Origin of the sequence: Bradyrhizobium guangxiense (genome assembly GCF_004114915.1) — a bacterium.
Classification (GTDB): Bacteria; Pseudomonadota; Alphaproteobacteria; order Rhizobiales; family Xanthobacteraceae; genus Bradyrhizobium; species Bradyrhizobium guangxiense.
Window position 1 is genome coordinate 6,827,819 of record NZ_CP022219.1, and the last position, 14,443, is coordinate 6,842,261.

The 14,443-nt window shown below is 64.2% G+C and carries 16 protein-coding genes; 6 read left to right on the top strand and 10 right to left on the bottom strand.

The window, feature by feature from the left end; genetic code table 11:
- Window positions 1-60: 60 nt before the first annotated feature.
- Window positions 61-345, bottom strand: coding sequence for a hypothetical protein (locus tag X268_RS32700; RefSeq protein ID WP_128928768.1), 285 nt, complete (start codon window positions 343-345; stop codon window positions 61-63).
- Complete coding sequence (locus X268_RS32705; protein WP_128928769.1) at window positions 338-2,092, bottom strand: recombinase family protein; 1,755 nt, start codon at window positions 2,090-2,092, stop codon at window positions 338-340. The genes X268_RS32700 and X268_RS32705 overlap by 8 nt, the downstream gene beginning before the upstream one ends.
- A 29-nt stretch (window positions 2,093-2,121) precedes the next feature.
- Between X268_RS32705 and X268_RS32710 the strand changes: the two genes are divergently transcribed.
- The 5 genes from X268_RS32710 to X268_RS32730 all read left to right on the top strand — a co-directional run bounded on the left by X268_RS32710 (window position 2,122) and on the right by X268_RS32730 (window position 8,436).
- Window positions 2,122-3,609 carry a YifB family Mg chelatase-like AAA ATPase gene (locus tag X268_RS32710; RefSeq protein WP_347341904.1) on the top strand — a complete coding sequence of 496 codons (1,488 nt, stop codon included), beginning with the start codon at window positions 2,122-2,124 and terminating at the stop codon, window positions 3,607-3,609.
- A 110-nt stretch (window positions 3,610-3,719) separates the two neighbouring features.
- Window positions 3,720-4,187 carry a hypothetical protein gene (locus tag X268_RS32715; protein WP_128928770.1) on the top strand — a complete coding sequence of 156 codons (468 nt, stop codon included), beginning with the start codon at window positions 3,720-3,722 and terminating at the stop codon, window positions 4,185-4,187.
- A 118-nt stretch (window positions 4,188-4,305) separates the two neighbouring features.
- Window positions 4,306-6,531, top strand: a complete 2,226-nt coding sequence (locus X268_RS32720; RefSeq protein WP_164938052.1) for a PAS domain-containing hybrid sensor histidine kinase/response regulator — start codon at window positions 4,306-4,308, stop codon at window positions 6,529-6,531.
- Between the two features lie 103 nt (window positions 6,532-6,634).
- Window positions 6,635-7,264: a histidine phosphatase family protein gene (locus tag X268_RS32725; protein ID WP_164938209.1), complete on the top strand. Its 630-nt coding sequence runs from the start codon at window positions 6,635-6,637 to the stop codon at window positions 7,262-7,264.
- A gap of 155 nt (window positions 7,265-7,419) precedes the next feature.
- On the top strand, window positions 7,420-8,436 hold the full coding sequence (locus tag X268_RS32730) for an AI-2E family transporter (protein WP_245477720.1): 1,017 nt from the start codon (window positions 7,420-7,422) through the stop codon (window positions 8,434-8,436).
- 4 nt (window positions 8,437-8,440) lie between these two features.
- On the opposite strand, the gene X268_RS32735 is transcribed toward X268_RS32730, so the two are convergent.
- From X268_RS32735 to hisB, 8 genes are all read right to left on the bottom strand, one after another.
- Window positions 8,441-8,680, bottom strand: coding sequence for a hypothetical protein (locus X268_RS32735; protein WP_128928773.1), 240 nt, complete (start codon window positions 8,678-8,680; stop codon window positions 8,441-8,443).
- A gap of 99 nt (window positions 8,681-8,779) precedes the next feature.
- Entirely contained in the window at window positions 8,780-9,736 is a 957-nt protein-coding gene (gene coaA / locus X268_RS32740; RefSeq protein WP_128928774.1) for a type I pantothenate kinase, read from the bottom strand.
- A gap of 24 nt (window positions 9,737-9,760) precedes the next feature.
- Window positions 9,761-10,084 (bottom strand): phosphoribosyl-ATP diphosphatase, encoded by a 324-nt coding sequence (locus X268_RS32745; protein WP_128928775.1) that lies wholly within the window; start codon window positions 10,082-10,084, stop codon window positions 9,761-9,763.
- A 77-nt stretch (window positions 10,085-10,161) separates the two neighbouring features.
- Window positions 10,162-10,935 (bottom strand): imidazole glycerol phosphate synthase subunit HisF, encoded by a 774-nt coding sequence (gene hisF, locus X268_RS32750; protein ID WP_028133461.1) that lies wholly within the window; start codon window positions 10,933-10,935, stop codon window positions 10,162-10,164.
- A 3-nt stretch (window positions 10,936-10,938) separates the two neighbouring features.
- A complete protein-coding gene (hisA, locus tag X268_RS32755; RefSeq protein ID WP_128928776.1) occupies window positions 10,939-11,682 on the bottom strand; it encodes a 1-(5-phosphoribosyl)-5-[(5-phosphoribosylamino)methylideneamino]imidazole-4-carboxamide isomerase in 744 nt (247 codons plus the stop codon).
- Between the two features lie 172 nt (window positions 11,683-11,854).
- Window positions 11,855-12,505, bottom strand: a complete 651-nt coding sequence (hisH, locus tag X268_RS32760; protein WP_128928777.1) for an imidazole glycerol phosphate synthase subunit HisH — start codon at window positions 12,503-12,505, stop codon at window positions 11,855-11,857.
- Window positions 12,502-13,032 (bottom strand): DUF2628 domain-containing protein, encoded by a 531-nt coding sequence (locus tag X268_RS32765; RefSeq protein ID WP_128928778.1) that lies wholly within the window; start codon window positions 13,030-13,032, stop codon window positions 12,502-12,504. Before X268_RS32765 ends, hisH begins: the two co-directional genes overlap by 4 nt.
- Before the next feature lie 64 nt (window positions 13,033-13,096).
- The gene (hisB, locus tag X268_RS32770) at window positions 13,097-13,690 is read right to left on the bottom strand and encodes an imidazoleglycerol-phosphate dehydratase HisB (RefSeq protein ID WP_128928779.1); all 594 of its coding nucleotides are present in this window, start codon (window positions 13,688-13,690) and stop codon (window positions 13,097-13,099) included.
- 192 nt (window positions 13,691-13,882) lie between these two features.
- On the opposite strand from hisB, the gene hslV reads away from it, so the two are divergent.
- Complete coding sequence (hslV, locus tag X268_RS32775; RefSeq protein ID WP_128928780.1) at window positions 13,883-14,443, top strand: ATP-dependent protease subunit HslV; 561 nt, start codon at window positions 13,883-13,885, stop codon at window positions 14,441-14,443.

Below are 14,443 nucleotides of genomic sequence, written 5' to 3' on the forward strand. Positions count from 1 at the left end.
GACACCGAAATTTTCCCGACGGGGGAATATAAGATCTCTGAGTGACCTGTTTGGAAGTCTTTATTTCTCGTCCAAAGCTGCTTCATCCGCCGGCGACTTCATCGTCTTCCCATCAGCGGAAATCATCTCGAAATCTGGTGCGGTGCCCATAACCTTCTGGATGAACTTCGTCGGGTGTTCAGGATCGACGAACAGAATCATGCCTTGGCCGTCTCTGAACACCACCTCAAAGCTCTGAGCGTCAGGGTCGACCGTCAGGCGCAGCTCGCTGATCAGCAGTCTCGAGCGATCGAGCGCAAAACCTGCGTGCATATCTCCGAGCCAAACGTTCCTGGCTTCACGCATTTGCCTCGTGAGGCCAATCGTACGCTGGATCGCTCGATCTGGACGCGACTATTTGTTGCTCGTACCTGAGCGGGTCCTTTGCATCCGGGAACACGATCCTCACACGCCCATCCCGAAGGCCTACAGAAAAGTATCGAAGGGCTTGCTCCGGTGTAACAGCACGACGTGCGATATGAGCCGCCACATCCGCTGCATCAGCGCCGAACGCCTCTCGCGTATTCTGAGCGATCTTTGTCAGTCGTGGCTGTCCTCCTTGCGGGGCCACGGTCAAGGTGTGGATCATCGATTTGAGATGAGACGAGAGTTTCGACCGCAGCTCGAAAAGATCCGGTTGGTTTGCGTTCTGAAGACGCTGAAGGAGGCCAGCGATTTCGTCCCTGCTCTGCGACAGCATCTGCCTTTCGGACTCCAGTTTCTCAAATGCTTTGCGCGATTCCGCGATCTGTGCCGCCAACTCATCCTTGCGCGCTTGCAATTCCCGCAATTTCGACAGGATGAACTCTTCGGGAGCGCCAGACTCCAAGAGATTATAGGTCTTATCCATGAGGGCATTTACGCTGCCAATCTCGCCCTCCAGCGATGTGACTTTCTGAGCGGCGTTTTTTTGTTCTTTCTGACGATCGTCTGGATCAACCAAAGTCGCCAGATCAATCTCGCTGACGAAGGCAAGAAATGAAGTTTCAAAATCACGGTACCGCCATCGCTTGCCATGGCACCCAAATCGCCGGGCGGATTTTGAGCAAACGAGATAACGATTGCCCTTTGGGCCACTACCCTTGTTGTCGTACTTCATCGAGGCGCCGCAATACGCGCAAGTGGCAAGGCCCGAGAATAGATTGCTGAAGCCCGCACCTTTCCGGCCGACGCCCTTGCCGTTGAATTGCCGATGCGATTTGGCATGGCGAGCTCGATAGAACAGCTCCTCGTCGATCACTGCAGGAAAGTAATTTTTGACGACTTCGCCTGTGAGCACACGCCTGCTGTCCTGCCGAAAACCCGGCTGGAATTCACCCAAGACAGCGCGATTTTCGAGGATCTTTGCAATATATGATGGATGCCAACCATCGGATTCGTTGAACGTCGGTGTGCCAGCCTTGTTCAAACGATCCGCGATTTTGTAATTGCCGATCCCATCCGCACTATCGGTGAAAATCTGCCGGACCACGTCGGCACGAGCGGGGATTGGGACGTAGGTGCTGCGATCGGGAGCGAGTTCAAGCCAACGAGGGCACCACTTCGTCATCGGCCTTAACGACAGCGCGGCTCCTCTCTTGTTCTTCCATGCGGCGGAAAGTCGCAGGCTCTTCGTCTGAGATTCCTCATGCGCCCGGCTCATGATGACCAGAGATTGGACCAACTCAACTAGGCCGGTGTGCCCGGTACGATAGAGCTGATTGTCGGTCAGAGTGACGACGTTAATGCCTGCCTGGATTATGCTCAAAAACAGCGTGTGCGCAGTCGAGACTTCCTCGCGACTGAGTCGGTCAAGCGATTCCACAATTAGGAACGAGCCGGGCTTGATCCGGCCAGCCCTGACGGCTTCAAGAAACCCGCCGAGCGCTCCGTCGCGAACATTAGCTCCCTTGAACGCCGAGATACCAATGTCCTCGATCTCGCGGTCTTCCGCGAGTTCAAGCCCGTTAGATTCAGCATAAGCTCGCGAGGCTTCGAGTTGTCGTTCTCGCCCATGCCCCTTTTGCTGCACGTCGGTCGAAATTCTAAGGTAAGAATAAGCTAAAGGTTTCAATGGCTTGCCTGTCGCAAAAATTGCTTGCGATGGCCGCTGATAGAAGAACGGGGTTAAATGTCAACACCTTTGCCATCGTCGGCCTGCCTGACAAGGCAGTGTCGGAGGCACGCGAGCGGGTGCGCTCGGCGCTGATCGCCTCGGGACTGGCGCTGCCGGCACGGCGGATCATCGTCAATCTGGCCCCCGCCGACCTGCCCAAGGAAGGCAGCCATTACGACCTGCCGATCGCGCTCGGCCTGATGGCGGCGATCGGGGCGATCCCGCCGGATGCGCTGGCCGGCTTCACCGTGCTCGGCGAGCTCGGTCTCGACGGCTCGATCGCGCCCGTGGCCGGCGTCCTTCCCGCCGCGATCGGCGCCAATATGCGCGAGGAGGGGTTGATCTGCCCGGCGGCCTGCGGCTCCGAAGCGGCGTGGGCGAGCCCTGACATCCAGATCATCGCAGCAAGTTCGCTGATCCAGATCGCCAACCATTTCAAGGGCACGCAGGTGCTGTCGCGGCCCTCGCCGAAGGTCCACGAAGCCGTCACCTCCACGCTCGACCTGCGCGACATCAAGGGCCAGGAGAGCGCCAAGCGCGCGCTGGAGATCGCGGCTGCCGGCGGGCACCATCTGCTCATGATCGGCGCACCCGGCGCCGGAAAGTCGATGCTGGCCGCGCGCCTGCCCTCGATCCTGCCGCCGCTGTCGCCGGGCGAGCTGCTCGAGGTCTCGATGATCGCCTCCGTCGCCGGCGAGATCGAAGGCGGCGCGCTGACGGCGCGGCGGCCGTTCCGCTCGCCGCATCATTCCGCGAGCATGGCGGCGCTGACCGGCGGCGGCATGCGCGCCAAGCCCGGCGAGATCTCGCTGGCGCATCAGGGTGTGCTGTTTCTCGACGAGCTGCCCGAGTTCGATCCACGCGTGCTGGATTCGCTGCGGCAACCGCTGGAGAACGGCGAGGTCGCGGTGTCGCGCGCCAATCATCGCGTCACTTATCCTGCGCGCTTCATGCTGGTCGCGGCGATGAATCCGTGCCGCTGCGGCAACGCGTTCGAGCCCGGCTATGCCTGCAAGCGCGGCCGCATCGACCGCTGCACCGGCGATTACCAGGCGCGCATCTCGGGCCCGCTGATGGACCGCATCGACCTGCGCATCGAGGTGCCGGCCGTGACCGCGGCCGATCTGATCCTGCCGCCGCCGGCGGAGGGATCGGCCGAGGTCGCCGCGCGCGTGGCGGCGGCGCGCGACATCCAGCTCGCACGTTACGCCGATGCCGGCCTGCCGACGATCCGCACCAATGCCGAGGCCCCGGCCTCGGTGCTGGAGGAGATCGCAAAGCCGGACGCGCAAGGCGCCAAATTGCTGCGCGACGCTGCCGAGACCATGCGGCTGTCGGCGCGCGGCTATCACCGCGTGCTGCGAGTCGCGCGCACGCTGGCCGATCTCGATCATGCCGACAGGATCGGCCGGCTGCACCTGGCCGAAGCCCTCTCCTATCGCGCACTCGCGGAGGATGTGCGCCAGATCGCTTGATCATCTAAGCGCATCAACCCGGCGGTAACGACTTTCCTTTACGCTCTGCAAACCATAAGGGCCCGCTGATATCGGTTCCGAGTTCCCGAGGGCCCGGCGAGTAGAGTGTCATGTTGCGTTTCAGAATCTTCGCCTCGGTTGTTCCCCTGTTGGCGGCCGCGGTGTTTGCCCGCGCCGAGATCGGATCGGTCTCGCATCCCTGCATCGCGGTGGGCGAAACCTCGGTCGAGCTCACCTCGCTGTTCTGGACCGCCGGCGTGCATGTCGCCTTCACCGAAAATCCTGTTCGCGCCACGGTGCGTGTTCAGATCACCGACGATGCCGACGCTGCGGACTTCGCCGTGGTCGACGACGGCCTTGGTTCCGAGCCGGATTCCTGCCAGGCCAACCCCTCGACGCGCCTGGTCTCGATCGCCGCCGAGCCGGTCGATGGCGGCGAGGTGATCTACCTCTCTACCGAAGGTCCGGCCGATTATCGCATCTATGTGCGCTCGAAGTCCGTCTCGCAACGCGAGGCGGCGGCGCTGATCGTCGGCGCCCGCGGCAGCCATCGTCACCTCCAGGCTGCTTCGCTCTGAACATTAACGCCTCGTCAACCCTGTTTGGAGGCAGAACCCAGGCCTCAAACTGTTCGCAAGGTCGGCGGGCCATCGTCGCACGCGGCAGTGGGGTCTAAAAGAGTCAGGGTCGGTGGCGATGGGTCAGACGTTCCGGATCAAGGTGCGCATGCGCCGCTTCAGGCGGCAGCACCCCCGCATCGCCTTTGCGATCCGCTCCTTCATGATCTTCTTGGCGACCTTCGGCGGCGCCTATGGTTTCGTGTCCGGCAGCCGGTCCGATACCTCCGGCTACGATCCGCACACCTTTGCGATCGGCGCCAGCTTCCTGTTCGCGCTCGCCTGCCTCGGCCTTGCGACGCTGAGCATGCGCCTGCGTTTCGTGGCCAAGCGGCTGCGCACGCTCGCCGCCCACAACGAGACGCTGATCGACCGCAATTGGGAGCTGAAGGAAGCGGAGGAACGGGCCCGCAGCCTGTTCGAGCAGCAGGGCGATCTCATCGTGCTGCGCGCTACCGATGGCCGCATCATCTTCGCCAACGAGGCCTATTGCGCGCTCGCGGGACAGCCGCGCAGCGCGCTGCTCGGCACGCGCTTCGATTTCGACGTGCTGGAGCAGGGCGAGAGCGCGCGCGAGAGCAACGGCACGCGCATCCACGATCAGAAGATCGCAACCCCGCTCGGCGCGCGCTGGATCGCCTGGCGCGAAGGCTATGTCCGCCTCGATGCCGGCCAGCCCGCCGAACTGCAGAGCGTGGGACGCGACGTCACCGACCGCACCGAGACTGAACGCGCCTTGGCGGACGCCCGCGACCAGGCCGACGCCGCCAACCGCGCCAAATCGCGCTTCCTGGCGATGGCCTCGCACGAGATCCGCACGCCGCTGAACGGCATCATCGGCATGGGCGGCCTGCTGCTCGACACGTCGCTGACGCCGGAGCAGGCGACCTATGCGAGGGCCGTCAAGACCTCGGGCGAAGCCTTGATGGCGCTGATCGAGGAATTGCTCGACTATTCCAAGATCGAGGCCGGCAAGCTCGATCTCGAGCAGCGTCCCTTCGCGCTCTCGACCCTGGTCGAGGAGATCACCGAGCTGCTCGCGCCGCGCGCGCAGGCAAAGACGCTCGAGATCGCCGCTTATGTCGACGAGCCCCTGCCGCTGGAAGTGGTCGGCGACGCTGCGCGGCTGCGCCAGGTGCTGCTCAACCTCGCTGGCAACGCCATCAAGTTCACCGCGAATGGCGGCGTCGCGCTGATCGTCGAGCCCGGCATCTGGCCGAACGAGATCAGCTTCCTGGTCCGCGACACCGGCATCGGCATCGCGCCGGAGGCGCAGCAACGCATCTTCCGTGAATTCGAGCAGGCCGACGAGCGCGTCGCCCGCACCTATGGCGGCACCGGGCTCGGACTTTCCATCAGCGAGCGCATCGTCAAGCGCATGGGCGGCCGGATCACGCTCACGAGCGAGCCGGGCAAAGGCTCGACCTTCGAGATCGCGGTGCCGCTTCCGCCGTCGCCAGCGAGCGCAGGACAGACGGCCTTTCCAAGCCCCGACCTCGCCGGCAAGTCAATTCTCCTCGTCGCCGACGGCATCGAGGCCTCGCTGATCGCGCGGCGGCTGGAACGCTGGGGCGGCCAGACCTGCCTGGTCGCGGATGCGGCGGTCGCCGAAGCGCTGCTGCCGGAACGCGCATGGCACGCGGTGCTGATCGATCGTGCGATTGGTGCTGCCACAGCCGACCATCTCGGCGAAGTGTCCCGCGCGCATGCGCAGCAGCGCCTCGTGCTGCTGACGTCGAGCTCACGCCATGAAAAGCTGTCGCCGGCCTTCACTGGCTTTCTGGTGAAGCCGCTGCGCGCGGCCTCGCTCGCCGCGCGCCTTGCGCTGACGCCGGAGATCGCCTCGCCGGACCTCGCGCCGGAGCCACCACCTGCAGCCGCCGGCGCGACGCCCGCAAGGGGCCTCTCGATCCTCGTTGCCGAGGACAACGAGATCAACGCGCTGTTGATGCGCTCGCTACTGACGAAGCTCGGCCACCGCGTCGTCATCGCCGTCCACGGCGAGGCCGCGCTGGAGTCCTGGCTCGCCGCGTCATCGGCCGGCACGCCCTATGATCTCGTGCTGATGGATATCCAGATGCCGCAGCTCGACGGCATCGAGGCGACCAAGCGCATCCGCGCGCATGAGGCCGCCACGAGCGGCCACCACACGCCGATCCTTGCGCTCACCGCCAACACGCTGGTCGAGGATCGCTATGCCTGCTTCGAAGCGGGCATGACCGGGTTTCTGATCAAGCCGCTCGACCGCGACAAGCTGGACGAAGCGCTGGCAGGGCTCGCGGCGGCGCAGCGGCTCGCTGTGTAATCGGGAACCTCGCGGGAATCTGAACCCGTTCGGCAATCAGCAATTGAATTCGGCGGCCCTGCGCGTCACCATCCTGGGGGGCATTCGCAAGGGGATCTCGCGCATGAATGTGCTCTGCCGCCTCGCAATCGTTGTCCTCCTCGCCGGAATTTCCCACCACGCCGCGGCCGATACGCCGGAGCTCATCTCATCGCTCAAGCAGGGCGGCTATGTCTTGATCTTTCGGCACACCGCGACCGACGACAGCCAAAAGGACGTCTACCCGTTCAAGTTCGACGACATGAGCGCCCAGCGTCAGCTCAGTGAAAAGGGTAGGGACATGGCGCGTCAGATCGGGGCGGCGATCAAGGACCTCGCGATCCCGATCGGCGACGTCTACACCAGCCGGCTGAACCGCGCGATCGAGGCCGGCAAGCTGATCTCCGGCCGCGAGGTCAAGCCGGTCGACACGTTGACGGACAGCAGCAGCGCCAGCGCATCGGGAATGGCAAACCCGACCGGCGCCAATGCAAGGGCCGGACAGGCCGTGCGTCAGCTCGTCGATGCGCCGCCGAGGGCGGGCACGAACACGTTCCTGATCACCCACAAGACCAACATCGCCGATGCCTTCGGCAAGGACGCCGGCGACGTGCAGGAGGGCGAGGCTTTCGTCTACAAGGCCAGCGGCTCCGGTCCCGCCACCTTTGCGGGACGCATCAAGATCGCCGATTGGAGTGCGAAGGCCGGCAAGTGACCGACCGCAACTGGTTCGGCTGCCGGTGCGACGAAGGCGGGCCGTGACTTGCCGCGCCGTCACGGTCCTGTGCTACCAACGTGCGGTGAGGTGCGACTGGAGGCCGGCAACACGTGAGAACATCGGAAGACCGCTCATTCCTCGTCTGGCTTGGCGTGATCTCCCTCGCGTTCGGCTGGCTGCTTTGGCCTTTCTCCGGCGCCTTGTTGTGGGCCACGCTGCTGGCGATCATCTTCGCGCCCTTCTATCGAGCTTGCCTGGAAAGATTTCCGGAATGGCGCAATCTCGCGGCACTTTCCACCGTCATCGTCGTGGTCGTCATGGTCCTGATTCCCGTCGGGGTCGTGATCGCTTCACTCATCGACCAGGGAGGCGAGCTGGTTCAGCGCGTTCAGAGTGGCGAGATCAACCTGGCTCATCCTCTGCAGCAACTGAAAGCCGCGCTGCCGGACTGGGCTACGTCCATGTCAGATCGCCTGGCGGGCATCGACCTGTCGGCTTTGAAAGAACGCTTGTCGAGCCTGGTGGTCCCGGCCGGGCAGCAGCTGGCGGGGCACGCGATCAACATCGGCCAGTTGACGGTGGAGTTCGTCGCGAGCCTGCTCGTGATGCTCTACTTGCTGTTCTTCTTCCTGCGCGACGGCGACGAGCTGAACCTGCGCATCCGCAGCGCGCTGCCGCTGCGGGGGAGCCATACCGCCGAGATCCTGGATGCGTTCACCCTGGCCGTTCGCGGGACGATCAAGGGCATCATTCTGGTTGCGCTGATCCAGGGCGCGCTTGGCGGTCTGATCTTCTGGCTGCTCGGCCTGACTGCGCCGCTGCTGGCGGGCGCCATCATGGCGCTGTTTTCGCTTCTTCCGGTGCTCGGCTCCGCCCTGGTCTGGGTTCCGGCCGGCCTCTATTTGCTCGTGACGGGCGCCGTCACGAAGGGGATCATCCTGCTCGCTTTCGGGACCTTCGTGATCGGCCTTGCCGACAACTTCCTCCGCCCCATCCTGGTCGGACAGTCGATCCGGATGCCGAGCTATGTCGTGTTGCTCGCGACCCTGGGTGGCCTGGCAACCTTCGGAGCGAACGGCTTCGTCATCGGGCCGCTCGTCGCCGCCATGTTTCTGACGGCGTGGCACATCTTCGTCAGCGCGGAACAGCGACAAGAGGTTCGCGACTGACCTGTTACGCGGCGTGCGCCACAAAACGCAGCGCGGAGAGCTTGTCAGGCGGGCCGAGAGTTCCCTTGAAGATGGTGTCGGTCTGCGCGGCGCGCTTGCAGTGCGGGCAAACGAAGAGATGCGCAATGACCGGAACCGGCTCATCCGCGAGCAGCTCCGAGCGGTACCACCGCATCTCGATGTGACAATCGGGGCAGGTCGGTGCTTCGAGCTGCTCCGCGGCGCTTCTCAGTCGATCAACCATGGAGCCCTCGCGATTCGAAGGTCATAGCTGAATACCTCTTGCCGGTCTGCAACAAAAGACACTCTGTCCAAACCGACCAGGGCCATCTCACCGTTGCGCTTACAGGCGCCTGAGCGCCACGCTCTCCACCGCGTGGTCGGCGCCCTTCTTCAGGATCAGCGTCGCGCGCGGACGGGTCGGCAGAATGTTGTCCTCGAGATTGGCGAGGTTGGTGCGCTCCCAGATCGCGGTGGCGGTGGCCGTGGCCTCCTCGTCCGAGAGCAGCGCATAACGGTTGAAGTAGGACTTCGGATTGGTGAATGCGGTATCGCGCAGCGCCAGGAAGCGCTTGATGTACCATTGCCGCAGCGCCGCCTCGTCGGCGTCAATATAGACCGAGAAATCGAAGAAGTCGGAAACCACCGGCACCGCCTTGCCGTCGCGCGGCAGCTTGCCGGTCTGCAGGACGTTGACGCCCTCGACGATCAGGATGTCGGGCTGGTCGATCTCGGCCCATTCGTTCGGCACGATGTCATAGGTCAGATGCGAATAGACCGGCGAGCGCACATGGCGGCGGCCGGACTTGATATCGGAGAGGAAGCTCAGCAGCAGCGGCAGATCGTAGCTCTCGGGAAACCCCTTCTTCTGCAGAATGCCCTGCTGCTCGAGCAGCGCCTTCGGATAAAGAAATCCGTCGGTGGTGATCAGCTCGACCTTCGGGCGCGGCGACCAGCGCGCCAGCAATGCCTGAAGCACGCGGGCCGTGGTGGATTTCCCGACCGCGACCGATCCGGCAACGCCGATGATGTAGGGCACCTTGCGGTCGCGGATGTTGAGGAATTGGCGCTCGGCGTAGTACAGGCGCTGCATCGCGTCGACATAGATCGAGAGCAGGCGCGACAGCGGCAGGTAGATGTCCTCGACCTCCTTGAGATCGAGGCGATCGTGCAACGAGCGCAGCCGGTCGAACTCGCCCGGCTCCAGCGTCATCGGGGTGTCGTCGCGCAGACGCGCCCACTCCTCGCGCGTATAGATGCGGTACGGATTATACTGCTGCTCGGGTGCGCGGATATCCATGACGCCGCCTTTCCGTTGCTTCGATCAATCGCTCTTGCGCGACGCCTTTTCTTCCAACCCTGACATCGACGTGCGCTTGCCCAGCGCAGCCTCGACCTCTTCTAGCTTTATGCCGCGTGCCTTCAAAAGCACAAGGAAATGATAGAGCAGGTCCGCGCCCTCGGCGATCAGATGCGCGCGGTCGTTTTCGACTGCTGCGATTACGGTTTCGACTGCTTCCTCGCCGAACTTCTTGGCGCAATGCTCGGCGCCCTTGTCGAGCAGCTTGCGGGTATACGACACCTCGCCGCCGGCCGCGGCGCGGGCGTCGATGGTCTCGACCAGATCATGGATCGTGAAACGCGGCATCGGATTACTCGGAAACACATGAGGCCACGGAAGCCGTTCCCCACCGGCTTATGTAGCATTTTTGCAGGTCGGAGTCGTCAGGCATCGAGGCGCATCGGCAGCCCGCGGCGGGCCATGTGCTCCTTGGCTTCACGGATGGTGAATTCCCCGAAATGGAAGATCGAGGCCGCCAGCACGGCTGTGGCGTGTCCGTCGCGGATGCCGTCGACCAGATGATCGAGATTGCCGACGCCGCCCGAGGCGATCACCGGGACGGGCACACTGTCGGCGATCGCCCGGGTCAGCGGGATGTCGAAGCCTTGCCTGGTGCCGTCGCGATCCATCGAGGTGAGCAGGATTTCACCGGCGCCGAGCGCGACCACTTCCTGGGCATATTCGATGGCGTCGATGCCGGTCGAGTTGCGGCCGCCATGGGTGAAGATCTCCCAGCGATCGCCGCCCGGACGCTTGACCCGCTTGGCGTCGATCGCGACCACCACGCACTGCTCGCCGAATTTTTCGGCAGCTTCCTTGACGAACTCGCGGCGGGATACCGCCGCGCTGTTGATCGAGACCTTGTCGGCGCCGGCGCGCAGCAGCGTCTTGATGTCGTTGACCTCGCGCACGCCGCCGCCGACGGTCACGGGCATGAAGCAGGCTTCCGCCGTGCGGCGGACCACGTCCAGCATGATGCCGCGGTTCTCGTGGGTGGCGGTGATGTCGAGGAAAGTGAGCTCGTCGGCGCCGGCGGCGTCATAGGCGATCGCGGCTTCGACGGGATCGCCGGCATCGCGCAGATCGACGAAGTTGACGCCCTTGACGACGCGGCCGTCCTTGACGTCGAGGCAGGGGATCACGCGGACCTTGAACATGTGTCAGCTCCCGGGCGCGCGCGCGTTGCGGATCAGGGTGAGGGCTGCGGCGGGATCGAGCCGGCCGTCGTAAAGCGCGCGGCCCGCGATCGCGCCGGCGAGCCTCGATGCGCGCGGCGTCAGCATCGCCTTGACATCCGCGATCGAGGCGAGGCCGCCGGAGGCGATCACGGGGATCGAGATGGCATCGGCCAGCGCGATGGTCGCATCCAGGTTCAGGCCCTTGAGCAGGCCGTCGCGCGCGATGTCGGTGAAGATGATGGCGGCAACGCCGGCATCCTCGAACCGCTTGGCGATCTCCAGCGCCGTGACTTGCGAGGTCTCGGCCCAGCCTTCGACCGCGACCTTGCCGTCGCGCGCGTCCAGCCCGACCGCGACGCGGCCGGGGAATTTCTTCGCCGCAGCCTTCACCAGCTCGGGATCGCGCACCGCAGCGGTGCCGATGATGACGCGGGTGATGCCCTTGTCGAGCCAGGCTTCGACGGTCTTGAGATCGCGAATGCCGCCGCCGAGCTGCACCGGAATCTTGATCGTCTTCAGCATCGCCTCGACGGCCTCGGCGTTCACCGGCTTGCCGGCAAAGGCACCGTCGAGGTCGACGACGTGGAGATACTCAAAACCCTGCTCGACGAAGCTCTGCGCCTGCGCGGCGGGATTGAGGTTGAACACCGTCGCGCGCGCCATGTCGCCTTGCTCGAGGCGCACGCACTGGCCGTTCTTGAGATCGATCGCGGGAAAGAGGATCATGATTGAGCCAAGTTTTTTCTGCGCAAACAGTGCGCTCCCTCCCCCCTTGTGGGGGAGGGTTGGGGAGAGGGGTAGGCCACGAACACCGCCGTTGCGGCTACCCCCCTCCCGAACGCTGCGCGTTCGACCTCCCCCACAAGGGGGGAGGTCACAAGGGAGCGCGGAGCAACCATCACGGTTTCCATCGCAAGAAATTCGAGATCAGAGCGAGGCCGAAGCGCTGGCTCTTCTCGGGGTGAAACTGCGTGCCGATGGCGGTGTCCTTCGCGACGATCGCGGTGACGGCCCCGCCGTAATCTGCGCGCGCCAGCACGTCCGCCTCGCTGGCGGGATTGAGGTGGTAGGAATGCACGAAATAGGCGTGCTGGCCCTTGGGGCCGAGCGGCAGCTTGTTCAGCACCGGATGCTCCCTGAGCACCTCGAGCGTGTTCCAGCCCATGTGCGGGATCTTCAGGCTCTCGTCGCGCGGCGTGATCTTCTCGACGTCGCCGCCGATCCAGTTCAGGCCTTCGGTGATGACATGCTCCTTGCCGCGGCTTTCCATCAACTGCATGCCGACGCAGATGCCGAAGAACGGCCGCGCCTTGACGCGCACGGCTTCGGTGATCGCCTCGACCATGCCGTTGACGGCGTCTAACCCGCGCCGGCAATCGGCAAAGGCGCCGACGCCGGGCAGCACCAGGCGGTCAGCCTCGTAAGCCCGATCGGGATCGCTGGTGACGAAGACCTTCTGCGGATTTTCCAGGCCGCGCGCGGCGCGCTCGAAGGCTTTCGCGGCGGAATGCAGGTTTCCGGAACCGTAATCGATGATGGCGACGCTCATCTTGACCCTCCCGGTTCTGGAAACAACCCGATGATGCCGCCGGCCGGAATGGGCGGCGGGTTCGAGAATTGCTGGCCCGGCACGCCGCGGGTCGGCGGCGGGCCGCCGCGATCGACGGCCCATTGATCGTTCACGATGCCGTGCTGCTTCTGGCTCCAGCGCTCGAAGAAGCGGCGTTCGGCGGTGTCCTCGTCGTCGGCAATCACCACGTCCAGCTGGCGCCATCTGCCGCGCGACAGCGTCCAGCGGCGCAGGCTCGAAGCCTCGAGACCCATCAGCAGGGCAACGATGAGATCGGCGAGGAAAATCGACGAACGTCCGACACCGAGGCTCGACAGCCCCGCGTTGAACGCCGCCACGAAGATCAGATAGCCGATCAGGGCCAGCCACAGCCGATTCCACAGCAGCCAGAACGGTCCGAAGATCATCGCCCAGAAATGAAAGCCGTCGCGCACGAACACGAACTTGTCGGTCGCACGCAGATCGGCTCCGGCGGGGGAGGGAGCATGAACCGTGTAGACAGGCATGGTGATGCCCCGTTCCTAGAAATTCAGTGATACCGCAAGCGGCGCGCGCCGCCGGCCGAAAAGGTCAGCCGCCGAGCGAGCCCTTGGTGGACGGGATCTCGCCCACGGCCTTCGGATCGATCGCGACCGCCGTGCGCAGCGCCCGCGCCAGACCCTTGAAGCAGGACTCGGCGATATGGTGGCTGTTATCGCCATATAGGGTCTCGACGTGGAGAGTCACGCCGGCGTTGATGGCGAAGGCCTGGAACCACTCGCGCACCAGCTCGGTGTCGAACTCACCGATCTTGTCGCGGGGGAAGTCGGCCTTGAACACCAGGAACGGGCGACCCGAGATGTCGATGACCACGCGCGTCAGCGTCTCGTCCATGGGCATGTGCACGCCGGCATAGCGGGTGATGCCCGCCATGTTACCGAGCGCCTGCTTGACCGCCTGGCCGAGCGCGATGCCGGTGTCTTCGGTGGTATGGTGGTAATCAATGTGCAGATCGCCCGCCGCTTTGACCGTGAGATCGATGCGGGAATGGCGGGCGAGGAGATCGAGCATATGGTCGAAAAAGCCGATGCCGGTCGCGATATTGGCCACGCCGGTGCCATCGAGGTTCACGGAGACCTCGATGTCGGTTTCCTTGGTCTTGCGCTTGATCGTCGCGGTGCGCATTGAAATGCGGTTTCCATTCTAGCTTGGGAGCCGAAAACGCCAGTCTCTTAACAGCCAAATGACGCCTTCGCTACTGCGGGAACGGCTGGCCGGGCCTCTACTTCTGCCTATGGTGAGCGAAATTTGGTCCGGAACGGCCCGTTGTGCCCTGCTCCCCGACCGCCTAAATCAGGCCGACAACGAGGGTCATCCATGCAAGATTCCCAGAACCGCTCGCCGGGCTGGCACGGCACCACGATTTTGACGGTCCGCAAGGGCGGCAAGGTGGTGGTCGGCGGCGACGGCCAGGTCTCGATCGGCCAGACCGTGATCAAGTCCAACGCCAAGAAGGTCCGCAAGCTGGGCAAGGGCGACGTTATCGGCGGCTTTGCCGGCGCGACCGCCGACGCCTTCACCCTGTTCGAGCGGCTCGAAGCCAAGCTCGACCAATATCCTGGGCAGCTGACCCGGGCCGCCGTGGAGCTGGCCAAGGACTGGCGCACCGACCGCTATTTGCGGCGGCTGGAGGCCATGATGATCGTGGCCGACAAGGACGTCTCCCTCGTGCTCACAGGCACCGGCGACGTGCTGGAGCCCGAGGCCGGCGTGATGGCGATCGGCTCTGGCGGCAACTATGCCTTGGCGGCGGCCCGGGCCCTGCTCGACACCGACAAGGACGCCGAGACCATCGTCCGCCGTTCCCTCGACATCGCGGCCGACATCTGCGTCTACACCAACCGCAATTTGACCATTGAGAGCTTGGCGACTGGCTAG

Bases quoted from the DNA above. Each gene is read 5' to 3' on its own strand.
- X268_RS32700 (WP_128928768.1), bottom strand. From the start codon at position 345: ATGCGTGAAGCCAGGAACGTTTGGCTCGGAGATATGCACGCAGGTTTT.
- X268_RS32710 (WP_347341904.1), top strand. From the start codon at position 2,122: ATGGCCGCTGATAGAAGAACGGGGTTAAATGTCAACACCTTTGCCATC.
- X268_RS32715 (WP_128928770.1), top strand. From the start codon at position 3,720: ATGTTGCGTTTCAGAATCTTCGCCTCGGTTGTTCCCCTGTTGGCGGCC.
- X268_RS32720 (WP_164938052.1), top strand. From the start codon at position 4,306: ATGGGTCAGACGTTCCGGATCAAGGTGCGCATGCGCCGCTTCAGGCGG.
- X268_RS32725 (WP_164938209.1), top strand. From the start codon at position 6,635: ATGAATGTGCTCTGCCGCCTCGCAATCGTTGTCCTCCTCGCCGGAATT.
- X268_RS32735 (WP_128928773.1), bottom strand. From the start codon at position 8,680: ATGGTTGATCGACTGAGAAGCGCCGCGGAGCAGCTCGAAGCACCGACC.
- coaA (WP_128928774.1), bottom strand. From the start codon at position 9,736: ATGGATATCCGCGCACCCGAGCAGCAGTATAATCCGTACCGCATCTAT.
- X268_RS32745 (WP_128928775.1), bottom strand. From the start codon at position 10,084: ATGCCGCGTTTCACGATCCATGATCTGGTCGAGACCATCGACGCCCGC.
- hisF (WP_028133461.1), bottom strand. From the start codon at position 10,935: ATGTTCAAGGTCCGCGTGATCCCCTGCCTCGACGTCAAGGACGGCCGC.
- hisA (WP_128928776.1), bottom strand. From the start codon at position 11,682: ATGATCCTCTTTCCCGCGATCGATCTCAAGAACGGCCAGTGCGTGCGC.
- hisH (WP_128928777.1), bottom strand. From the start codon at position 12,505: ATGAGCGTCGCCATCATCGATTACGGTTCCGGAAACCTGCATTCCGCC.
- X268_RS32765 (WP_128928778.1), bottom strand. From the start codon at position 13,032: ATGCCTGTCTACACGGTTCATGCTCCCTCCCCCGCCGGAGCCGATCTG.
- hisB (WP_128928779.1), bottom strand. From the start codon at position 13,690: ATGCGCACCGCGACGATCAAGCGCAAGACCAAGGAAACCGACATCGAG.
- hslV (WP_128928780.1), top strand. From the start codon at position 13,883: ATGCAAGATTCCCAGAACCGCTCGCCGGGCTGGCACGGCACCACGATT.